Raw genomic sequence first — 22,962 nt, 5'->3', positions numbered from 1 at the left:
GACAAGCAAGATAAACAAGACAAGCAAGATAAACAAGACAAGCAAGATAAACAAGACAAGCAAGATAAACAAGACAAGCAAGATAAACAAGACAAGCAAGATAAACAAGACAAGCAAGATAAACAAGACAAGCAAGATAAACAAGACAAGCAAGATAAACAAGACAAGCAAGATAAACAAGGTGAAAAAGACGAAACAGCCAAGTCAACACCACTGGAACCTATAATAGAAACAAATTCACACAACTTAGATATATGGGATGAAATTTCTCTAAAAGAAATACAAGCTGGTGAACATACGAGTTTAGTTGAAGAAAAAAGCAATTATCAAAATATTAATTTGCTACAAGTAAGCGATATCCGTTTATATTTGGACAACCAACTACAATTTAGTTCCGTTGATGAACAAATTTATCATGAAGCACTTGTTCATCCGGTAACGTCCAAAGTCATTGATCCAAAACGTGTTCTCATATTAGGTGGCGGCGATGGCCTTGCCTTACGAGAAGTTTTGAAATATGAAACTGTGCTGCATGTAGACCTTGTTGATTTAGACGAGGCGATGATTAATATGGCTCGTAACGTACCAGAAATAGTCTCTTTAAACAAAAAAGCATTTTTTGATAATCGCGTGAATGTGCATATATGCGATGCAAAAGAATTTCTGAATTCTCCTTCCTCTTTATACGATGTAATTATTATTGATTTTCCTGATCCTTCAACAGAGTTATTAAGTACTTTATATACAAGTGAACTTTTTGCTCGTATAGCTACGTTCTTAACAGAAGATGGTGCTTTCGTCTGCCAATCTAATTCACCTGCTGATGCACCTCTTGTATATTGGAGTATCGGTAATACAATTGAAAATGCCGGATTAACTGTAAAAAGCTATCATATAATTGTTCCTTCTTTCGGAACTGATTGGGGATTTCATATTGCTGCTAACTCCTCACATGTACTCAATCAAATTGAACAATTATACGTAGTACCAACTACTCGCACATTACCTTCTCTTCTCGCTCCTTTATTTCAATTTAAAGAAGAACATTTAGAGCACCGTAACAACACTCTTTTAAATTCAGATTCGAACCTTATCCTACATCAATATTACAAAGAGGAAATGGAGTTTTAATGATTTTATAATAAGGAGTGCTACCCTATGGAATATTCTACTTTCGGTAAGCATATAATAGTAGATTTATGGGGAGTGGATTTTCCCCTACTAGATGATATTCACTTGCTAGAACACCATTTAGTTACCGCTGCAAATTACTCTGATGCACATGTGTTAAACGTAAGCAAAAAAAAATTCCAGCCGTATGGAGTTACCGTACTAGTTTTACTATCAGAAAGCCATATTTCAATTCACACTTATCCTGAAAAAAACTTTGCAGCGATTGATTGCTATACGTGCGGTACAACCGTTGAACCGCAAATAGCGATTGATTATATCGTAAATATATTAAAACCAAAACGGATTCATATAAAAAAATTAATTCGTGGTATAGGAGAAATTGTTACTACCGATTGATTCTTACTCATCCATGAAAAGGAGGGTTGTAAATACCATCAGTGGAACGAGAGCTCCACTGATGGTACGCAAACATACATAATTTTTCACCTTAATTGATGATTTAATTTTTCTATTTTTCGTTTCCAATATAGTGTCATCACAAACCATATAATGAAGTAAATAACAATAAAGCTGCCTATACAGACAAGAATCGAACCGAAACGATTCGGAACCCACCCGATCCAAATTGCTGTAGGTAAAAATGTCCCTAGTAAAATGATAAAGTGAATACTTGTCTGTTTTAATATGCTCCATTCTTCTTTTTCAAAAATAAATGAAGCGAAAGAAAAGATCAGCCCTACTATATTTGCTGTAACTAAATACGTAATTAACATTTTTGTTTCCACTGTTTCCATTCCATTTGCGTAACCAATCCATAAAAACAATAGACTATATATCATCGCCATTCCTAATCCAATAGCGATTTTATTTATTACTCTATCAACCATCTTTTAACCTCCTCCTATATTTAAAGCCTCTTTAATGAGCGGTACATATTTCCTCGAAACATATTCTTTCATTCCATTAGAAAAATGAGCACACATACTACCACCAAAAGACATTTCAAAGCTTTTTACATGCCCTAAATTTGCAAGTATCGACTTAGAAAATCTAGCAAAGCGCTTTCCGGCCAACTGTTCTTCTAATTCATATAAGCGAGCCTTCACTTCAAGACTCCCTTTCTTCGTTTGTGCCATAACTTTTCGACCTTCTGTATAAAACCAATAAATATCATGTAAATTCAATAGATGATACTGCTGGTCTAACACACCAATAATTTGATTTACAGTTCCCCCTTCTATTATTTTTAAAAGTTGCTGCATTTCATCTGTTACTTCTTTTGTTCTTATAATAATCTCTACTTCGTCTTGTGATGGGTCCAATTCGATGCGTACTTTCATCTACTTCCCACCCCCTTTACACTTTTATTTTTACATAAACTTGGAAAAAACAAATAAAATCATGCGTAAGTAGTTTTCTTTTTGTCATAACAGTATCTTTTCAAAACATAAAAAAACCTTGCATACGCAAGGTTCATTCTGCTGCTGACATCTTCCTATATAATTCTACAAACTCACTCGCTAATTCCTTTACCGTAATTGCATTCATTAAATGATCTTGCGCATGCACCATCAGAAGGGTAACTTCTGTCTTTTCACCACCAGCTTCCTTCTGTATGAGCTCCGTTTGTAAGCGGTGCGCCTCTTGCAGTTCATTTAAAGCTTCTTGTAGTTTAGCTTCCGCTTCCTGAAATTCACTGCGCTTAGCACAATCAATTGCTTCCATTGAACAACTTCTCGCATTTCCCCCATGCAAGATTAAATGAAAAACTTTCGTCTCTATCGTATCCATTTTAGCTCTTTACTCCCCCTTTTCTTCCGCCACTTTTTGTTTATCCCATATTTTTAAGAATGGTAAATAAATAAAGAATGCCAGTGCAAAGTTAACAAGCTGCAACATAACACCAGAAATTTTCCCGCCCGATCCTAAATATCCACTAAAAAGAATAGGTGTAGTCCAAGGTACAGCAGCTCCGCTCGGACGGGCAACTAATCCCCATTCCATTGCAAAGTAAGAAACAATTGTTAACACAACTGGAACTAATATAAATGGAATAAGTAAAAGTGGATTCATTACAATCGGCATACCGAAAGTCACCATTTCATTAATATTAAAAATACCAGGTGCAATCGACAATCGGCCGATACTTTTTAATTGCTGACTTCGCGCAAACAGTAACATCCCTACAACTAAAGCTAATGTTGCACCAGAACCGCCCATATAAATCCATAAATCAAAAAACTGTGCGGTAATCGTATTCGGTACGTCTTGACCAGCCTGAAAAGCAATTCGGTTCTGATCCATTAACGACAACCAAATCGGGCTCATTACCCCACCAACAATTGCAGCGCCATGAATCCCGCATGCCCAAAGTACATGGACAATAATAACTGCGATTACTGCGCCCCAGAGGCTAGCCCCTAGTACATTAAGAGGCTCTTGTAAAAGCTTTCCTACAACATTATGAATGCTACCGAAAGTCGTATGTTCAAAAATCAATCTAATGATCCAAACGACCGTCACAACAATAAAACCTGGAATAAGCGCAGCAAATGAACGCGTTACTGCCGGCGGAACTGTCTCTGGCATTTTTATAATTATCTTTTTTTGTACAACAAATCGATAAATTTCAGTAGATATAATTGCAATAATCATCGCCACAAATAAACCTTGGCTTCCCATTAATGCAGCTGATATCACTCCATCCACAAGTACACTTTCCTTTGTATTTGGTATCATATACATAACTTGGAATGGTGTTGCAAGCAAAAATGATACAAGTGACAATGCCCCAGATGCTAAAGCATCCACTTTATAATACTCACCAAGTCTGTAAGCGATTCCAAAAACAGCCACTAAAGACATTATATTAAAAGTTGCACTTACTGGGTACCCCAAAGCTTTCTGCCAACCCTCCCCAAACAAGTCGGCCATAAAATCATTATACCCTGGTATTGGTAAGGCACTAATAATAAGAAAAAAAGAGCCGATAATTAAGAACGGCATCGTTAAAACAATCCCGTCACGAATCGCTTGTAAATGCCTCTGCTCTGCAATCCTTCCCGCTACTGGCATCACATATTTCTCTAAAAACCGTATCATCTATCCCACTCTCCTCATGGTTTCATCGACAAAGCTGCTTGCAAGATAGCTTCCCCATTACAAAGGCCGTAATGGACGGATTGAATGACATCCACAGGGATTCCTTTCTCCTTACATAATTCTTTCATTTTCGGTAATAAATAACGTACTTGCGGTCCAAGTAAAAGTACATCCGCATCATCGATATGATTTCGCACTTCTGAACCTGATACAGCCCAAATTTTTACCTCTATCCCCTTTGCCCCTGCTGCTTTCTCCATTTTTGTAACTATCAAACTGGAAGACATTCCCGCTGCACAGCAAAGCAAAATTTTCATCCCGCTTCCCTCCCCTTTTTTCTACACTCAAGTTATGATGCACCCCTTGCCACTACTAGGTTACAAATATATATGTCTATATTTGTAACTGTATGCCGAGCTTAAAAACAAAAATTTCTCGGTTTTCACGCTATTCCATCTATCCGTATTTTCCTAGTAAAGAGGAATCTGACTCGCTATAATGATTCAGTATGATTTTTTTTATAATCGATAGGAGGGTATATTTATGAAGGCATATCGCTTTCCACTTATTTTATTATCTTCTATCCTAATTGGTGGTTTCATTGGTTATTTCATGGGTGCCGATGCAGTTGCTTTAAAGCCGCTTGGTGACATTTTCCTAAACTTAATGTTTACGATTGTTGTACCTTTAGTGTTCTTTAGCATCGCGTCATCTATTGCTAATATGGATGGATTAAAACGTTTCGGTAAAATTATGTCTAGTATGGCTGGGACTTTCTTATTTACAAGTATTTTAGCTGCTATTTTTATGATTATCATCGTGAAAGTATTCCCGCCAGCACAAGGTGTTGTATTAGAACTAACACAACCTGATAAAGCTGAAAAAGTTGTTAGCGTTGCTGATCAAATCGTTGGTATTCTAACAGTATCTGACTTCTCGAAGTTACTATCTCGTGAAAATATGTTAGCTCTTATTTTCTTCTCAATCTTAATGGGGATTGCAACTTCCGCAGTTGGTGAAAAAGGAAAACCTTTCGCTACATTTTTACAAGCTGGTGCAGAAATTTCAATGAAAGTCGTATCTTTCATTATGTACTACGCTCCAATCGGACTTGCTGCTTACTTCGCAGCATTAGTTGGTGAATTCGGACCACAACTTCTTGGAACTTACTTCCGAGCAGCAATGGTATACTATCCAGCTTCTCTTATTTACTTCTTTGTATTCTTTACATTCTATGCGTACCTTGCAGGTCGCAAACAAGGTGTACAAGTATTTTGGAAGAACATGGTCTCTCCTACAGTTACATCGCTTGCAACTTGTAGTAGTGCCGCAAGTATTCCAGCGAACTTAGAAGCAACGAAGAAAATGGGTATTTCTTCTGACATTCGTGAAACAGTTGTCCTTCTTGGATCAACGCTTCATAAGGACGGATCTGTTTTAGGCGGCGTATTAAAAATTGCTTTCTTATTCGGTATTTTTAACATGGAATTCGAAGGACCGAAAACATTGGCAATCGCTCTTGTCGTTTCTCTACTAGTAGGAACAGTAATGGGTGCTATTCCAGGCGGCGGTATGATTGGTGAAATGTTAATCGTTTCTCTATACGGCTTCCCGCCAGAAGCGTTGCCAATTATCGCAGCAATTAGTACAATCATCGATCCTCCTGCAACGATGTTAAACGTAACAGCAGATAACGCTTGTGCCGTAATGACAGCTCGCCTTGTAGAAGGTAAAGACTGGATCAAAAATAAATTTGCTTAATAGATAGAAAGAAGATGCTCGTTTGGAGCATCTTCTTTTTTGGGTTATTTGTCCGCAAATCGATACGTTGGAAAAATCGTTGATATATTAGCAAAATCGTTAATATAATCCCATCCGCCACAAATTTGTTAAAATCTTCACAAATATTCCACACCTCTTATCCATTCTCCGTACTATAATCATGTATGGAAAAGGAGATGGAAACAATGACACAAAGCGCACCAGAATTTAAAGTTTTGCAAAGCATTGCCTTTCTTGCTGTCGTTTTGCAAAGTTCCTTATTATATACAATGAATCAAGGAAATGTCTTGCTTGAACAATCCCTCATTATGGGTATGTTATTTAATCTCGCAAAATTTTCAGCACCTGCATTCATATTTATCGTTGGATTTCATTTAATTCGTCACTATACAAAGCAATTAGTATACAAAGAATATATTTCTGAAAAAGCCACACATTTACTCATTCCTTATTTCTTTTGGTCTATTCTTTACTTATTAACAACAAACGATCTTATTACATTACAAAGCGGAATAAAAAGTTTACTACTCGGAACAGCCGCACCTCATCTTTGGTACGTTATTATGATGTTCCAAATTCACTTATTATTCCCTTTACTATGTACACTATTTTATTGGTTTCAAAAACGAACGGAAAATAAAAAAGACATATATAAATATATGACCATTTTCGCGTGTCTATATTTCCTTTTAATGTGGTTCTCTTCCCACTATATTTTTAATGGAGAAAAATTAACGAGTTCGACCATTTTACATTATACAGATCGCTCCTTTTTATTTTACTCATTTTATTTCGTTCTGGGAGGCATTGCCGCTGTAGCACTAAAAACTTGGCGTCTATTCGTTATGAAACATATCCCGCTTATCACCATATTATTTTTCATCTTATTTTTGTTCATCAATTATGAGCTATTTAGCTTTTACGGAGCAAACGCTATTCATTTAACCGTTTCTACCTATTTAAAACCGTCCATGTTTTTATATATAGTCTGTGAAATTATGATACTGTATGTATTATCTATTACAATTGTACAGCGTCGAGGTTTCTTATATAGAACGTTACGATTCATTGGAAACTACACGTATGGCGCTTATTTAGCACATTTTTTCTTCTTGCAAATATGTACAAAAATTCTTTCCTTATTCGCACTACAAGAAAACACAATACTATATAGCCTATTACTATTTGTGTTAACAGCTGTTATGTCTATTTCAACAATGGTCATTTGTAGCACACTACCATTTCATGTATGGATTACAGGGCCTTCCCCTACGACAAATATGAAATGGGCAAAGATCGCACTTCGGAAAAATCATGAAAAGCTATTCAAACCATATCTTTGATATAATAGTATTCCATATAAGAAAAGAAAGCAGGAGACATCTATGATTAATCAAGTTGGACAAATTATGCTATATGTAACTAACCAAGATGAAACCGTACAATTTTGGACAGAAAAAGTAGGGTTCCAAATCATTGCTGAAGAAAATAACGGAAAAGGATTTCGCTGGATTGAAATTGCGCCGGCAAAAGAAGCTGGAACAAGCATCGTCCTTCATGATAAAGCATTAATTGCGAAGATGCAGCCTGAATTAAATCTTAATACACCTTCACTTATGTTCTTCTCAAATGACTTAGACCGTCTATATAAGGACCTGTCTGAGAAAAACGTCACAGTTGGCCAAATTGTAGATCTACCTACTGGTAGAGCGTTCAACTTTGCTGATAATGAAAATAATTACTTTGCGGTAATGGAAAAAAATAAGAAAAAGTGCCATCCCTAGGGTGGCACTCTATTTTTTGCTCTTCTCTAATTCCATTTCAGCTAAAAGTGGCAAAACATTATCAAAAATATGCGTATTATTATTTTCACCTGTGACGTATCCACCGTAATATCTACTAAATACATTATCGTTTCGGAATGTGGCCATATGATCATACAATTCCTTCGCAAACTTTGTATCACCTGTTTGTAGTACGTACAATATTGTTAATCCGTAAGCTGCAGGCGATTCATAATTCACAGCCTGTTTTCCCGTTTCTAAATTGTAACGACCGTATAACTTTCCGTCCTCCTGGAATTTCTTCTTTATAAATTCCAAATAAGCATCTGATGAAAGACCACCTAGACTACGATGGTAAGCAACGTATGATTGGTCAATAAGATTCACTTCTTTATCGTACGTAAATGTGCCATCTTCTTTATACTCTTTCGGAAAGGCCCAGCCATGCCTTGGATAATCAGCTAAAAACTGAACTACTTCCTGATATTGCTGAGCAGAAACTTTTCCGTACTTTTTCATATAAAAGAATGCGTGCGGATTTATGTATGATGTTGTTGTAAAATTATTTTGTTTCCCTGCATCTGCATCATAATAATCCACGTAATAATTATCTTTTTTATTATAACGAAGTACAGCATTGCTCAATTGATCCGCAAGGTTTTTATAACGATCTTCCTTATACATTTCATAAGCACGATATAATTGTTCAATAATACGAAGATCATCTATAAGTGCATTTGTGGCTGACTGCATTTCTCCCTTTTCAGAGATTTTCCATAAAACGATGTGATCCTTATGTACAAAATTATTTTGAATAACCTTTACTTGTTCATCAAATAACGCTTGATCATCTTTATCAAGTGTATATTGTAGCCATAGTCCTGCCGATTCTGATAAAGCTTCACGGCCCTTCGCCTCACTTACTCCTGCCTGTGTATCTGCTAAACGGTACGTTGCAAGTGTTCCATTTTCATTTACCATATGCCTTAAAATAAAATGCTCCGTACGGTTTCCTTGTAAAGCTGACCAAAATACAATTCCACCTAAAGCGATTAAGAGAATAACTCCAATCCCTATATATAAACGTTTCCGCAATCTTTTCACCTCCTTATTCAGGCTAACCTTAATTTTAACAGAACATACGTCAATTAAAAAAAGACAATCTATTAGATTGTCTCCCTCACTTTATCCCTCATAAGCCTCTTTAGAAGGTCTATATAGCGATTCCACAAGTCGATCGTATTCACGACGTGTAATTTCTTTATTGTACAACTTCAATAATAAATCTCTATGCTCTTTTGAAAATGCCATCTTTTTAATGACTTCAGGATACATAAAACATCCTCTCCATTTCACATAAACTTCTTTCGAAAAATCAGAACTTATGTTCGCATAAAAGATTATAAAAGATTCCTCAATAAAAAACAAACAAAATATTATCAAATATTCATTTCTTTTTATTTTGAATATTCAATTATAATATTGCCATATTCATTTTTTAAATACATATATATTTTTGGCAGTTTATTGAATAAATCTTCCAATTCAATCAGAAAATAATGGCAAAAAAGAAGAGGAGTATACATATGGATACCGTAACATTAGCAAGAGCGTTTTTTGGTTCTTCATTAGCATTCCACATTATTTTTGCAACACTTGGAGTCGGGCTTTCTTTAATGATTTTTATAAGTGAAATATTGTATCACTGGAAGAAGGATTCTGACTATGCCATTATGGCAAAAAGATGGACAAAGGCTTTTGCTATCCTTCTCGGTGTAGCAATTCCAACTGGAACAATTGTTGGTGTACAAATTTCACTTCTTTGGCCTGGTTTCGCCAAAATTGTTGGCCAAGTCATTTCTGTTCCGTTTCAAATTGAGATTTTCGCCTTCTTTTTAGAGGCTTTATTCATGTCTATTTACGTATACGCAGCTGATAAACTACCCCCATTTATGAGATTAGTCTCACTATTTTTCGTTATGCTTGGTGCCACGGCATCCGCCGTGCTTATTACATCAGCAAATACATGGATGAATACACCCGCAGGCTTTTCAATGGGGCCAGATGGATCAGTTTTTAACGTTGACCCTTGGAAAGCTTTCTTTAATCCAAGCTTTGGCACAAGTGCATTCCACGTTGTTATTACGGCCTATGCAGCTGGGGCAGCTGTCATTGCCTCTATCGCCGGATTTAAATTATTAAAGAAAAATGTAAGCAAACGTGAAATTGCTTACCATAAAAAAGGATTACTGTTAGGACTTGTCGTTACATTTATCACAGGCGCTACGATGTGGATTTCTGGACATGAATCCGCGATTGCCTTACATAAACACTCACCAGAAAAACTAGCATCTGCTGAAGCTTTGTTTGAAACGACATCACACGCACCTTTATCACTTGGTGGGGTTGTTGATCCTAATACACTTGAACTAAACTATGCACTCGAAATTCCGAACATGCTCAGCTTATTAGTAGGACTCGATCCTAGTACCGTAGTAAAAGGGCTAAATGAGTTTCCGCGAGAAACGTGGCCACCATTTTATACACATACCCTTTTCAACTTAATGGTTGGTGCCGCTACATTTACCTTTGCAGTCGCAGCTATTGCCCTCTTGTATTGGTACTTTGTTTATCGAAAAAAAGGAGCAGAATTACCGAAGTGGCTTCTTTGGGCTACTGCTGCGTGCGGACCAGTTATGATGCTCGGTATTGAGTTCGGATGGATTTTCAGTTGTAGCGGTCGCCAGCCATGGACCATTTATGGTATGCAACGTACGATGGATGCTTCTACACGTGCTGATTTCGTCGGTCCCTTATTTGTTCTATTCATCATTTTATATATCGGACTCGCTATTTTAACAGTCTTTGTACTACGAACATTCTTTAAGAAACATCCGTTAAAGAATGATTTACATCATCAAGGAGGCGATTCTCGTGCATGAGGAAAGCATTGCAATCATCATCTTATGGGCTCTTATTTTTGTTTATAGTATATTAGGGTCCATTGATTTTGGAGCTGGTTTTTGGGGCATGGTATACGCGAAACATCCGACGATTGCTGCTAAACTTGCGAATCGATACTTATCACCAACTTGGGAAGTAACCAATACATTTCTCGTCTTTGTTGTTGTCGCTTTCCTTGGTTTCTTTCCGAAAGCAGCCTTTACCCTTGCAACCGTTATGTTCGTACCCGTTATGCTAATTCTAGTACTCGTTGCAATTCGCAGTACATTTATGGTATTTGCTTACTCTCTGCCGAAATACCAACACCTTCTTCGTATTATTTCAGGTATTACAGGGCTCCTAATTCCAGCTCTATTAATTACCGTTTTACCCGTTACAGAAGGTGCTTACATTACAATGGTTGAAGGAAAAGAAGTACTCCTGTACGGAAAACTCCTTTCTAGCCCTGTTATTTATTGTTATATGCTCTTCGGACTAACTTCGGAACTATTTCTATCTTCTCTCTTTCTTGCTGATTTTGCGAGAGAGCAAGGTTCAGAAGATTCGTATAGAATTTATAGAAGAAATGCCATCATACTTGGTCCTGCAACGCTTATTACAGCTATTATTGCCCTTGTTGTAATGGACCCTGAAACACACTGGCTCATGCAAGGAATAATAAAACAATTCCCGTGGTTTACAGTTTCTATCGTTTTATTCGTTATCGGATACTCTTCTCTTTGGTGGACAAACAAGAAGTACAGCACACTTGGATTCCCTCGTATCGCCGTTTTAGCTGTCGTCGCTCAATATGCATTTGCAAGCTACGCTTATGGCGTCGCGCATTTACCGTATATTATTTATCCTGACGTAACTGTCTTTACAAGCTTTACGACACCTGAAACATTCTATGCACTGCTTATTCTATACGCAATTGGGATTGCAATTTTACTCCCAGGATTCATTTTTTTCTGGAATTTATTCTTAAAAGACCGCACATTTTTAAAGGAGAAATAATAAATTGAAACTATAATCAGTGGGGGTTTTGTTCATCCCCCACTGATTATTAGACTTCACCAATCGGGCGTTTACGGGCAGTCCCCACCGATCGGTGAGGGCTATTTAGAAATAAAAAGATACATGCAGGGCATTCATACTTAGAATGCCCTGCATTTGTTAGGCTTCTATCCTCCTGGTTATTTCACTACTAGTTATACTTGCCCTATAGCATAAAAAACACATATTCACTTCACTCCATTATCCGTCTAGTTCCTCTTATTTTTCACTGAATATACTACCAATATAACCTGAGACAAGATACATTTGTTCAAGGAAAAATAGAAAGGTAGGCAAATTATGAGTACTGAAATATGGATTACTATTATTGTATTCTTCTTAACGATGATTGTTGTCTTTTGGCGACCTCGTGGTTTAAATGAGGCGTGGCCGGCAGCAATTGGTGCTGGTATTATCCTGATTACTGGCCTTGTATCAAAACCAGACGTCATGGACATTATAAGTAAAATCGGAGGTGCCTCCATAACAATATTAGCGACCATCGTTATGGCGGTTATATTAGAAAGCTTCGGCTTCTTCCATTGGTCCGCAGCAAAACTTGCAAATCTAGCGAAAGGTTCTGGACGCCGCCTATACTGGTACATTCAATTACTATGTTTTCTTATGACGCTTTTATTTAATAACGACGGTAGCATTTTAATTACAACACCAATCTTAATTTTACTACTGAGAAACCTCCAATTAAAACCTCATCAACAAATCCCTTATTTATTAAGCGGTGCTTTAATTGCAACCGCATCTAGTGCACCAATCGGTGTAAGTAATATCGTAAACTTAATTGCCTTAAACATCGTCCATATGACTCTTTATATGCATACAGCTATGATGTTTGTACCTGCAACACTAGGACTATTGTTTATGTCATGGCTCATGTATACAGTTTTAAAGAAAAAACTTCCGAAAAGATTACCTGTTTCTTCATATGATATTGAAGAGATTTTCTTCACAAAGAACTTCCATCCACTTAAAGGAAAAAATTCTGTTGATACGAAACAAAAGCGTACAAGATTCATGTTAAAAGTATTAGGTTTCGTCTTCCTTATGCGCTGTCTTCTATTCGTTGCATCCTTCTTATCCATCCCAATCGAAATTGTTGCTGTACTCGGTTCACTCGTTCTTCTCATCTGGAGATGGTACTACTTACGAACAAACCCTGTCGATATTTTGAAAAAGACACCGTGGCACATTTTAATTTTCGCTTTCTCTATGTATGTAATTATTTACGGGCTTCACAACGCAGGATTAACAGCGGCACTTGTAAATTGGCTCGAGCCAGTTGTAAGTCAGCATCTACTCTATGCTAGCTTTGCAATGGGCGGACTCGTTTCCCTCCTCTCTAACGTCTTCAATAACCACCCTGCACTTATGATTGGTACAATCACATTAACAGAAATGGGACTAGATCCAGTCACATTAAAAACGATCTACCTTGCAAACATTATTGGTAGTGACATCGGTTCACTATTATTACCAATCGGTACGCTAGCTTCCCTCATTTGGATGTATATTCTGAAACAAAACAAAATTAAAGTGAAATGGAAAGATTATTTAAGCGTATCTCTCATCGTTATTCCTCTCACAACCGTCGTCACATTATTCCTCTTATACTATTGGGTACACTTATTCTTCGCCTTATAAAAAATAGAAGCCCCTTTTGCTACCGTCTTAGCAAAAGGGGCTTCTTCTATAATTAAGTTAGGTACTACAATGTGATCAATCAAGTAAAGAGGTGTAACGTGTTATTGGTATAAATGACTACCAGTGTCTTTAAATTCTTTCGCTTTCGCTTTCATACCTTTTTCAATTGCTTCTGTCGTTTCTAAATCATTTTCTTTCGCATATTCACGAATATCATGTGAAATTCTCATACTACAAAACTTCGGTCCACACATCGAACAGAAATGAGCTGTTTTCGCTCCTTCTGCTGGCAACGTTTCATCGTGATACTCCATCGCGCGCTCAGGATCTAAAGATAAATTAAATTGATCGCGCCAACGGAATTCAAAGCGTGCTTTTGAAAGTGCATCATCACGCTGATGGGCCGTTTTATGCCCTTTCGCAAGATCAGCTGCGTGCGCAGCGATTTTGTACGTAATAACACCTTCGCGAACATCATCTTTATTCGGTAAACCTAAATGTTCTTTCGGCGTTACATAACAAAGCATCGCCGTTCCAAACCATCCGATCATCGCAGCCCCAATCGCTGATGTAATATGGTCATATCCTGGTGCAATATCTGTCGTTAACGGCCCAAGTGTGTAGAACGGCGCGCCCTGACAAATATCAAGTTCTTTCTCCATATTTTCTTTAATTAAATGCATCGGTACATGCCCAGGTCCTTCAATCATAACTTGCACATCATGTTTCCAAGCAATTTTCGTTAATTCACCAAGTGTCTCAAGCTCTGAAAACTGCGCTTCATCATTTGCATCTGCAATGGAACCTGGACGTAATCCATCTCCAAGAGAGAACGAAACATCGTACTGCTTCATAATTTCACAAATCTCTTCAAAATGAGTATATAGGAAGTTTTCTTTATGATGGAATAAACACCATTGTGCCATAATTGAACCACCACGAGAAACGATACCTGTCGTACGCTTTGCAGTAATTGGAATGTAACGAAGTAATACACCAGCGTGAATCGTAAAGTAATCCACGCCTTGCTCCGCTTGCTCAATTAACGTGTCACGATACACTTCCCACGTTAAATCCTCTGCTATTCCATTTACCTTTTCAAGCGCTTGATAAATCGGCACTGTTCCAACTGGTACCGGAGCATTACGAATAATCCACTCACGCGTCGTATGAATATTTTTACCTGTAGATAAATCCATAATCGTATCTGCACCCCAGCGAGTCGCCCACGTCATCTTCTCTACTTCTTCTGCAATAGAAGAAGAGACAGCTGAGTTTCCGATATTCGCATTTACCTTCACATGGAAATTACGCCCGATAATCATCGGTTCTGCTTCCGGATGGTTAATATTCGCTGGCAAAATTGCACGACCTTCTGCAATCTCCTTACGAACAAACTCAGGCTCTACTCCTTCACGAATCGCAACATATTCCATCTCAGACGTAATAATACCATTACGCGCATAATGCATTTGCGTTACATTGGCACCTTGCTTCGCTCTAAGCGGCTGGCGATCCATTTGCGGGAAAACAGGTGTATGTTTCGAAGCCACTTTCACACCATCATCCTCTGGTTTCACTTCGCGCCCTTCGTATGCCTCTACATCCTCGCGCTCCATGATCCAAGAATGACGCGGCGTTGGAATCCCCTTTTCCAACTCCACTTTATACGCAGGATCTGTATAAGGACCGCTCGTATCATACACACGAATCGGCTTGTTTGGAACACCATTTGTATCGCTTTGTTCAATCTCACGCATCGGCACTTTCATACCCGCGCGTGGTCCATCCACATACACTTTCTTACTTCCTGGTAAACTCGACTTCAATTCAATTTGCTCAGCTGAAACAGATTGTTTCATCACCTTTGTTACCCCCCTGTTCGTGACAAGGACGAGATATGGCCAGCGCATGCCAAAATAAAAAGAGCCAGGTCCATAAAAAAATAAGGACCTGGCTCATAAAAGGCATCATTATGTAAAGCCGTTAACTTCCCTACGCTGGTACGAGCCAGATCAGGTCCAAAGGGTTAAGAAGTTCACGCGCTTCTCTCTCAGCCTACGCATACGTTAGGCACCCCTAGTTTATCACTGATTTAATTTTCAATACTTTCCCATCATACACGATAATCTGAAAAATGCAAAGGTTATTTCTTTTGTTGTTTACGGAATCATCCAAGTTAAATAATAAGCCTGTACATATGTCATAATCCCCACAATAATTACGAAGAATAAACTATGCTTCACTGTAAAGCGGAACAGATCTGATTCTTTCCCAGCAAGACCAACCGCCGCACAAGCGATTGCAATCGATTGCGGAGAAATCATTTTACCTGTTACACCGCCCGTTGTATTTGCTGCAACGAGAAGCACTTCAGATACACCGACTTGCTGCGCTGTAATTGCTTGTAAATTTGAGAATAGTGCGTTCGCTGACGTATCTGATCCTGTTAAGAATACGCCAATCCAACCTAGGAACGGTGAGAAGAACGGGAATAATCCGCCAGTTCCTGCTAGTGCTAATGCTAATGTAGAAGATAAACCAGAATAGTTTGCGATAAACGCAAATCCTAACACAAATCCGATTGATAGAATTGGCATCTTAAGTTCGTTTAACGTTTCTTTAAATGTGACTACTGCATCTTTCGCACTCATTTTCAAAATAAAGATAGAAATGATACAAGCAATTAAAATTGCTGTTCCCGTTGCTGATAATACGTCAAACTTCAAAATTGCCTCGTAAGGCGTCGGTTGATTTACAATCGGCTCTGCTTTCATTACTAAATTGTGTAAACCTGGGACTTCAAACTTAAATACAAGACTCTCTAATGCGCCGCCTGGAGCGAATAATGCTTTAAAGAAACTTTGGCTCCAAATGACTACCATCACAGTTAAAATAATAAACGGAGACCACGCTTTTACTACTTTTCCTACTGTTAGTTTCGGCATAGATGTTGATGTCGTTGTCGTTGCCGCGGCTACTTCACTATCCGCTTGTTTAGATTGATAAATCTCTTTCGGCTGCCAAACTTTTAAGAATAGCGACAAACTTACTAAACTTACAAGCGCTGACGTAATATCAGGAAGTTCTGGTCCTAAAAATGTCGCTGTAATGAACTGTGTAATTGCAAATGAGCTACCTGCTACAAATAACGCAGGCCATGTTTGTCTTACTCCTTTAAATCCATCCATTAAAAATACGATAAAGAACGGAACAAATAATGATAAGAATGGCAATTGATGTCCAGCCATTTGTCCAATTTTATGCGGATCAATACCTGTTACTTGTCCAGCAACCGTAATTGGAATGCCCATCGCTCCGAACGCTACCGGTGCAGTATTTGCGATTAAACAAAGACCTGCTGCATATAAAGGATTTAAGCCAAGACCTGCAAGAAGCGCTGCCGTGATTGCTACTGGTGCACCAAACCCTGCTGCCCCTTCCAAAAATGCGCCAAATGAAAAACCGATTAAAATAACGAGTAAACGATGATCGTTCGTAATTGATAATACTGACGCACGAATCACATCGAATTGACCTGTTCTCACAGAAATTTTATATAAAAATACCGACATAATGATAATCCAAGCAATTGGCCATAATCCGTATAAAAAACCGTATCCGGTCGCTGCCATTGCCATTGTGAATGGCATTTTATACGCGAATAACGCCACCAAAATTGTAAGTACAACTGTAATAAATCCTGCCACATACCCCTTCATGCGGAATACTGCTAAAGCTAAGAAAAAAAAGATGATTGGAATAAGTGCGACTGCTGCCGAAATCCAAATGTTACCGAACGGATCGTAAACTTGTGTCCATGTGTTCATTGTTCTCTCCCCCTAAAGAATCCCCTTTTAAATAGATATAACCTTATCAATAGACTATCAGGTCATCATACCTTTAAGTCTAAAAATAAAAACGCTCCGGAAAACGTTTTCAATAACTTCTTTTATACTTTATCATAACAATTTTTATTTAAAAAGATTTTTTTGAAAATTTCATTATTTAATGTAGAAATCTTACAAAAACGTCACGTTCTTGTAATGTTCATCGATAGGAAGCTTGCCAACATTATTGCATAATGAATGTATAACAACGGAAATTATTCATGAGGTGATACATATGAACGGAAACAAAATATTAGCTGCTTTATCATACTTTAGTGTACTATTCGCACCTATCTTATTCCCTATTATCGTATGGATTGTGGGCGATTCTGAAACAAAACCACATGCAAAACGTGCTCTATGGACACATATCATTCCAAGCATCGCTTCATTTATTGGATTAGTTATTCTAGGAATTATGGGCATCGGATCTGATCAACCAGACGTAACACTTGGAATTGGAGCAATCATCGTCTTATGTATTTGCGGAATCATTAGCTTATACTACTTCATTTGGAATATCGTAAAAGGTATTAAAGTACTGAAAGCTTAATTTTAAACAAACGTTTAATTAAAAAGGACACTTGCAAATTGCAAGTGTCCTTTATCCCGTAAACGCCCGATTGGTGTGGGCTAATAATCCGTAGGGGATGCCCCCCACTGATTAAAGTTTCACTTTATCTTCTGCGTTTTTTCTTTTTTCTCATCATTTTCTTTCGGCGCGTATTCACTTTATCCGCTATAATGTGGAGCGTACTTGCCACAACAATTCCCATTACGAACGTTACAATTTCAACCTCATGTTCCTTCGCAATTTCTATTAAATTCCCATCAAATGCTATTACATTTAATAGGAATAAAAATGGAGAAAATACGATTAACATGTATGCGATACGAATCACATCACCAAGTATAACCGTATGTGTAAAAAAGGAACGATGCGGCATCATCCTTTTATATGGATACCAAAATATACGCAGGAATCCCCATTTATTATACGCATTACTGTACGTATCTAAATCAGGTGTTAAAAATGAAGTACCTACTAAAAAGCCAATTGCAAAAGTTAATAAAAAATCAAAATTTGTTAATCCATACGAAAAAAGCAGAAACAAAACAACCGGAAGGGATATTAAGTTTATTTTCGTATGCGTTCTTCCTGATGGCATAATGCACTTCCTCGCTTACGTTCGCCCTGTCATCCTATGACAGTTCTCACCTATTGATCTAATTTCTGATCGATAAATGATGTGTCTATATCCGAACTAAACCATTCTGCCAATTTCACTCGCGCCTTATCTTTCACCTCTTCATTGACGTATAACGACACCTGTATTAACGCGGCCGTTAGCGCCCCTAAATCATCCGTATAACCAATTCCAGCAACGAAATCTGGGATAGCATCTATCGGTGTGATAAAATAAACAAGTGCTCCAATTACAATAATTTTCACTCGTTTTGGAACATCAGGTCTTTGTAAAACGTAAAACAATAATAAACTGGCATAAATAACCGACTGCCCCGCTTGCTTTGCAACATGTTTTACTTTCTTCCAAAACGCTTCAACTGAAAATTTTTGTTCCATGTGAAAGCCTCCCTATTTTTAAAAGAAATAAGCTACAATATGTTATCAGTAAAAGTTCATCAAAATTACACATAATCTATCAATGAATTTTTATTGTAACAAACAAACCAAAAAAGAACAAGTGTTCGTTAATTTTCACACACTTTCCTTCATATAATAGGTTTCTAGACAACCACTTACCCATCTTCATTTCTTATTTCTCAACCATGGAAATTTTCACTTTCACTTAACACTTTGTTCCATCTTTGTTATATTTTCTAGTTGACGGACATATAAACGAATGTTAAAGTTTTCACTGGTAGTGACAACTCACATACAAAAAATGTAAAATGTTATAGTGTTTCTCAGAAATGAATTTTGTTGTATAATACAGAAATGACGTTATGCTTATGAGCAACAAAAGAAACCAAAAGGGTATGCATAGTTATAGTCGTATATGGGTGAATATAGAACCTCTAATTATGGCAAAGAAAACTATGTATTTTTTATTTTAGCATTTTTCGCTCCAAAATCGACCAAGCCTGATAGAGAAAGGGTGGAAATGAATGAAAGAAACCTTGAAATCACAATTTCAAAATGTGCGTTTCACTTTATTCGTAGCTTTGACCGTATGGCTGAAGACCTACATTATTACACGCACAAGCTTTGATTTAAAACTTGAATCTTTCATGCAAGAATTCATTTTATTCATTAGTCCATTAGCAGCATCATTACTGTTTGTGGGACTTGCATTATTTGCAAAAGGAAAAAAACGTAACTATATAGCACTTGGAATTAACTTCATCTTAACGTTCATTCTTGTTGGTAACGTAATGTTCTACGGATTCTACAATGACTTCGTTACTTTACCAGTACTAGGACAAACGTCTAACTTTGGGAGCTTAGGTTCTAGTGTGAAAGAATTATTGAACTTCAAAATTATCCTTGCATTTGCGGATATTATCGTATTCTTCGTTCTATTGAAGAAGAAGAAAGATTTTGCACCGACAGAGCGTGTAGCACGTCCGATGCGTTCTTTATACTTCGTATCAACGGTTGCTATTTTCTGCGCAAACCTAGGACTTGCAGAAGCTGAGCGTCCAGAACTATTAACACGTTCATTCGACCGCGTTATGCTAGTTAAAAACTTAGGACTATATGTACACCAAGTATATGATCTTGGCTTACAAGCAAAATCAAGTTCACAAAAAGCGTTTGCTGATAGTAGTAAATTGCAAGAAGCAGAAAACTATGTAAAAACAACACAAAGTAAACCAGATCCAAATATGTTTGGTACTGCAAAAGGGAAAAACGTAATTGTTGTCTCTCTTGAATCATTACAAACATTCTTAATTGGTGCACAAGTTAACGGACAAGAAGTTACACCATTCTTAAACCAATTTGCGAAAGAAAGTTATTACTTCGATAACTTCTTCCATCAAACTGGGCAAGGTAAAACATCTGATGCTGAATTCTTAGTAGATACTTCACTATATCCACTAGACCGCGGTGCTGTATTCTTCACACACGGTAACAACGAATATACAGCAACTCCAGAAATTTTACGTCAGCAAGGGTATCACACATCGGTATTCCACGCAAACAACGCAACATTCTGGAACCGTAACATTATGTATCCGGCACTTGGTTATGATCGTTACTACAACGAGCTTGACTACAAGATTACGCCAGAAACAAAATTAAACTGGGGATTAAAAGATATCGAATACTTCGATCAATCTATTGATATGTTAAAAGAAGTGAAGCAACCATTCTATACTCGCTTCCTTACTTTAACAAACCATTACCCATTCACTTATGATGACAGTACGAAATTAATCGATGAATACAATTCTGGTGATGGCGTATTTGATCGCTACATGGTAACTGCTCGTTATTTAGACGAAGCAATGAAACACTTTGTTGAACGTCTAAAAGCAGAAGGTATTTATGACAACTCAGTTATCGTATTCTACGGTGACCACTACGGTATTTCTGAAAACCATAACCGTGCAATGGCACAGTTCTTAGGAAAAGAAGAAATTACTACATTTGACCATATGAACTTACAAAAAACACCGATGTTTATTCACGTTCCAGGTCAAAAAGAAGGTAAAACAATTTCAAAACCAACTGGTGAAATTGATATTAAACCAACTATTCTAAACTTACTTGGTGTAGATTCTACGGATCAAATTCAATTTGGTCACGACGTATTCTCACCAGACAATAAAGGATTCGTTGTTCTTCGTGACGGTAGCTTCGTTACAGATAAGTACATGTACACGAACAGTACATTCTACGACCGTAACACAGGTGAAGTTGTACAATTACCGAAAGAAGAATCTCAACCACTAATTGATCGTGCACAAAATGAATTGAACATGTCTGACAAAATCATTGAAGGCGACTTACTTCGCTTCTCTGACAGTAACAAAATCAAAACTGGTGAAGTAAAAACAGCTATTAAAGAAGAAAAGAAGAGCGCTGAGTAATCTCAGCCTCTTTTTTATATTCCTCTCTCTCGCCTCTTATATTCATTAACTTTAAAATTACATAAACTTTACCAAAGGTTCACATAGAATTAATGAAACATCTCTATAATAAAATATATAAACGAGGTTCTACATATTTCTTATCTCTCATCTTAAATAAGATCCCTTAAAGAGATGTGTAAATCTTTTGTTTCTACTTTCTTATAATTGTCTTTCAACATGTTTTGTTTCCATACACAAAACATTCAATAAGACGATGTCCCTATGAAAGATAGCTACCCTCCTTGTGCAGCATTCCATACGAATGTTGCTTTTTTTTATTAAAAAGCAGGATTCTCATTTCTTATTTTCGAATTTGTATATACGAAATACTGTAAATCATCTCTACTTCTCTATGATTTATAAATACATATACGTCATATGTAGAGAATTCCTTACATAAAAATTATTATAGTGATTTTGATTCCAAATGAATTAAAGTTTCACGTTACTTATGTACTTACGAAAGGATGGGACGGAAATTGACATACGAAAGATTTGTACTTTGGAATGATGAGGTTATTGATACAACGAAACATAGAACGTACATAGAACTTGAAGAGAGAGGCTTACAGTTTGGAGATGGTGTCTATGAGGTCATTCGCCTATATAAAGGAAACTTCCACCTATTAGATCCGCACATAACAAGATTATATCGCTCCATGGAAGAAGTAGAATTATCACTTCCTTTCTCAAAAGCTGAACTCATCACCTTACTTTACAAATTAATTGAACGAAATCATTTCCACGAAGATGGCACAATTTATTTACAAGTATCTCGCGGTGTACAAGCTCGTACCCATGCATTCTCATATGACATTCCTCCGACAATTTATGCCTATATTACAAAGAAAGAAAGACCGGCTTTATGGATTGAATATGGTATACGTGCTATATCAGAACCAGATACTCGCTGGCTACGCTGTGACATCAAATCATTAAATTTATTACCAAATGTATTAGCTGCTACGAAAGCTGAACGAAAAGGTTGTAAAGAAGCACTTTTCGTACGAAATGGCATTGTAACTGAGGGAAGCTGTTCTAATTTCTTTTTAATCAAAAACGGAACTCTTTACACACATCCAGCCAATCACCTTATTTTAAACGGCATTATTCGTCAATATGTCCTTTCTTTAGCGAAAACCCTTCAGATTCCTGTACAAGAAGAACTTTTCAGTGTTCGTGACGTTTATCAAGCTGATGAATGCTTTTTCACAGGAACGACGATTGAAATTTTACCGATGACTCACCTTGATGGAACGGCAATACAAGATGGTCAAGTTGGTCCTATCACAAAAACGCTACAAAGATCCTTTTCTCAAAGCTTGTTACAATCCAACATGTCATCTTCTTAAACACGAATAATCCCTATCCTTTCTACATTCAATATATGTATTTAATTGGAAATCAAGGTGTAGATTTATGCCTTGATTTTTTCTTGTAATCTTTTTGTCATATTCAGATTCCCGCATAAGTCTTGACAGTAATCGACATGCTCTTTAGAATTTTTAACA

General features: G+C 37.1%; 22 protein-coding genes and 1 riboswitch. Of the genes, 11 read left to right on the top strand and 11 right to left on the bottom strand.

What is annotated here, in order from left to right; genetic code table 11:
- Nucleotides 1-1,131: polyamine aminopropyltransferase (locus MR065_RS22895; RefSeq protein ID WP_242215171.1), on the top strand; the 1,131-nt coding region annotated here is incomplete at its 5' end.
- Between the two features lie 27 nt (nt 1,132-1,158).
- Nucleotides 1,159-1,530, top strand: a complete 372-nt coding sequence (speD, locus tag MR065_RS22890; protein ID WP_242215170.1) for an adenosylmethionine decarboxylase — start codon at nt 1,159-1,161, stop codon at nt 1,528-1,530.
- Nucleotides 1,531-1,616: 86 nt separating this feature from the next.
- On the opposite strand, the gene MR065_RS22885 is transcribed toward speD, so the two are convergent.
- The 5 genes from MR065_RS22885 to MR065_RS22865 form a co-directional block, all read right to left on the bottom strand.
- Complete coding sequence (locus MR065_RS22885; protein WP_242215169.1) at nt 1,617-2,021, bottom strand: DUF3021 domain-containing protein; 405 nt, start codon at nt 2,019-2,021, stop codon at nt 1,617-1,619.
- Between the two features lie 3 nt (nt 2,022-2,024).
- Nucleotides 2,025-2,474, bottom strand: coding sequence for a LytTR family DNA-binding domain-containing protein (locus tag MR065_RS22880; RefSeq protein ID WP_242215168.1), 450 nt, complete (start codon nt 2,472-2,474; stop codon nt 2,025-2,027).
- A gap of 133 nt (nt 2,475-2,607) precedes the next feature.
- Nucleotides 2,608-2,925, bottom strand: a complete 318-nt coding sequence (locus tag MR065_RS22875) for a PTS sugar transporter subunit IIA (protein ID WP_242215167.1) — start codon at nt 2,923-2,925, stop codon at nt 2,608-2,610.
- Nucleotides 2,926-2,934: 9 nt separating this feature from the next.
- The gene (celB, locus tag MR065_RS22870; protein WP_242215166.1) at nt 2,935-4,236 is read right to left on the bottom strand and encodes a PTS cellobiose transporter subunit IIC; all 1,302 of its coding nucleotides are present in this window, start codon (nt 4,234-4,236) and stop codon (nt 2,935-2,937) included.
- A gap of 14 nt (nt 4,237-4,250) precedes the next feature.
- Nucleotides 4,251-4,553 carry a PTS sugar transporter subunit IIB gene (locus tag MR065_RS22865; RefSeq protein ID WP_097904811.1) on the bottom strand — a complete coding sequence of 101 codons (303 nt, stop codon included), beginning with the start codon at nt 4,551-4,553 and terminating at the stop codon, nt 4,251-4,253.
- Between the two features lie 226 nt (nt 4,554-4,779).
- Between MR065_RS22865 and MR065_RS22860 the strand changes: the two genes are divergently transcribed.
- The 3 genes from MR065_RS22860 to MR065_RS22850 all read left to right on the top strand — a co-directional run bounded on the left by MR065_RS22860 (nt 4,780) and on the right by MR065_RS22850 (nt 7,802).
- Nucleotides 4,780-5,997: a dicarboxylate/amino acid:cation symporter gene (locus tag MR065_RS22860; protein ID WP_097904803.1), complete on the top strand. Its 1,218-nt coding sequence runs from the start codon at nt 4,780-4,782 to the stop codon at nt 5,995-5,997.
- Nucleotides 5,998-6,203: 206 nt separating this feature from the next.
- Nucleotides 6,204-7,361, top strand: a complete 1,158-nt coding sequence (locus MR065_RS22855; protein ID WP_242215165.1) for an acyltransferase — start codon at nt 6,204-6,206, stop codon at nt 7,359-7,361.
- A 42-nt stretch (nt 7,362-7,403) separates the two neighbouring features.
- Nucleotides 7,404-7,802 (top strand): VOC family protein, encoded by a 399-nt coding sequence (locus tag MR065_RS22850; RefSeq protein ID WP_242215164.1) that lies wholly within the window; start codon nt 7,404-7,406, stop codon nt 7,800-7,802.
- 9 nt (nt 7,803-7,811) lie between these two features.
- On the opposite strand, the gene MR065_RS22845 is transcribed toward MR065_RS22850, so the two are convergent.
- Together MR065_RS22845 and MR065_RS22840 are read right to left on the bottom strand one after the other, a co-directional pair.
- Complete coding sequence (locus MR065_RS22845) at nt 7,812-8,897, bottom strand: transcriptional regulator (protein WP_242215163.1); 1,086 nt, start codon at nt 8,895-8,897, stop codon at nt 7,812-7,814.
- A gap of 90 nt (nt 8,898-8,987) precedes the next feature.
- Complete coding sequence (locus MR065_RS22840; RefSeq protein WP_000283175.1) at nt 8,988-9,137, bottom strand: hypothetical protein; 150 nt, start codon at nt 9,135-9,137, stop codon at nt 8,988-8,990.
- Nucleotides 9,138-9,388: 251 nt separating this feature from the next.
- On the opposite strand from MR065_RS22840, the gene cydA reads away from it, so the two are divergent.
- The 3 genes from cydA to MR065_RS22825 all read left to right on the top strand — a co-directional run bounded on the left by cydA (nt 9,389) and on the right by MR065_RS22825 (nt 13,460).
- Nucleotides 9,389-10,744, top strand: coding sequence for a cytochrome ubiquinol oxidase subunit I (cydA, locus tag MR065_RS22835; RefSeq protein ID WP_097904799.1), 1,356 nt, complete (start codon nt 9,389-9,391; stop codon nt 10,742-10,744).
- On the top strand, nt 10,737-11,762 hold the full coding sequence (locus MR065_RS22830; protein ID WP_144511674.1) for a cytochrome d ubiquinol oxidase subunit II: 1,026 nt from the start codon (nt 10,737-10,739) through the stop codon (nt 11,760-11,762). Before cydA ends, MR065_RS22830 begins: the two co-directional genes overlap by 8 nt.
- 339 nt (nt 11,763-12,101) lie before the next feature.
- Entirely contained in the window at nt 12,102-13,460 is a 1,359-nt protein-coding gene (locus tag MR065_RS22825; protein WP_242215162.1) for an arsenic transporter, read from the top strand.
- Nucleotides 13,461-13,561: 101 nt separating this feature from the next.
- Here the strand turns inward: MR065_RS22825 and thiC are convergent, their stop codons facing one another.
- Both thiC and lldP read right to left on the bottom strand, forming a co-directional pair.
- Nucleotides 13,562-15,322 carry a phosphomethylpyrimidine synthase ThiC gene (thiC, locus tag MR065_RS22820; RefSeq protein ID WP_242215172.1) on the bottom strand — a complete coding sequence of 587 codons (1,761 nt, stop codon included), beginning with the start codon at nt 15,320-15,322 and terminating at the stop codon, nt 13,562-13,564.
- A 113-nt stretch (nt 15,323-15,435) separates the two neighbouring features.
- A riboswitch (TPP riboswitch) is annotated at nt 15,436-15,551 on the bottom strand.
- A gap of 71 nt (nt 15,552-15,622) precedes the next feature.
- Nucleotides 15,623-17,290, bottom strand: a complete 1,668-nt coding sequence (gene lldP / locus MR065_RS22815; protein ID WP_242215161.1) for an L-lactate permease — start codon at nt 17,288-17,290, stop codon at nt 15,623-15,625.
- 295 nt (nt 17,291-17,585) lie between these two features.
- On the opposite strand from lldP, the gene MR065_RS22810 reads away from it, so the two are divergent.
- Nucleotides 17,586-17,903 carry a magnetosome magnetite crystal formation protein family gene (locus MR065_RS22810; protein WP_002159844.1) on the top strand — a complete coding sequence of 106 codons (318 nt, stop codon included), beginning with the start codon at nt 17,586-17,588 and terminating at the stop codon, nt 17,901-17,903.
- A 124-nt stretch (nt 17,904-18,027) separates the two neighbouring features.
- Here MR065_RS22810 and MR065_RS22805 read toward each other — a convergent pair whose 3' ends face one another.
- On the bottom strand, nt 18,028-18,519 hold the full coding sequence (locus MR065_RS22805; RefSeq protein ID WP_242215160.1) for a metal-binding protein: 492 nt from the start codon (nt 18,517-18,519) through the stop codon (nt 18,028-18,030).
- A 50-nt stretch (nt 18,520-18,569) separates the two neighbouring features.
- Complete coding sequence (locus MR065_RS22800; protein WP_242215159.1) at nt 18,570-18,935, bottom strand: YkvA family protein; 366 nt, start codon at nt 18,933-18,935, stop codon at nt 18,570-18,572.
- Nucleotides 18,936-19,480: 545 nt separating this feature from the next.
- Here MR065_RS22800 and MR065_RS22795 point away from each other — a divergent pair.
- Together MR065_RS22795 and MR065_RS22790 are read left to right on the top strand one after the other, a co-directional pair.
- On the top strand, nt 19,481-21,409 hold the full coding sequence (locus tag MR065_RS22795; RefSeq protein WP_242215158.1) for an LTA synthase family protein: 1,929 nt from the start codon (nt 19,481-19,483) through the stop codon (nt 21,407-21,409).
- A 509-nt stretch (nt 21,410-21,918) separates the two neighbouring features.
- Nucleotides 21,919-22,803 carry a D-amino-acid transaminase gene (locus MR065_RS22790; RefSeq protein ID WP_242215157.1) on the top strand — a complete coding sequence of 295 codons (885 nt, stop codon included), beginning with the start codon at nt 21,919-21,921 and terminating at the stop codon, nt 22,801-22,803.
- The last annotated feature ends 159 nt before the right edge of the window (nt 22,804-22,962 follow it).

It is taken from the genome of Bacillus cereus group sp. BfR-BA-01383 (genome assembly GCF_022663495.1).
Lineage (GTDB): Bacteria > Bacillota > Bacilli > Bacillales > Bacillaceae_G > Bacillus_A > Bacillus_A cereus_AU.
This window is presented reverse-complemented; position numbering and strand designations above follow the sequence as displayed.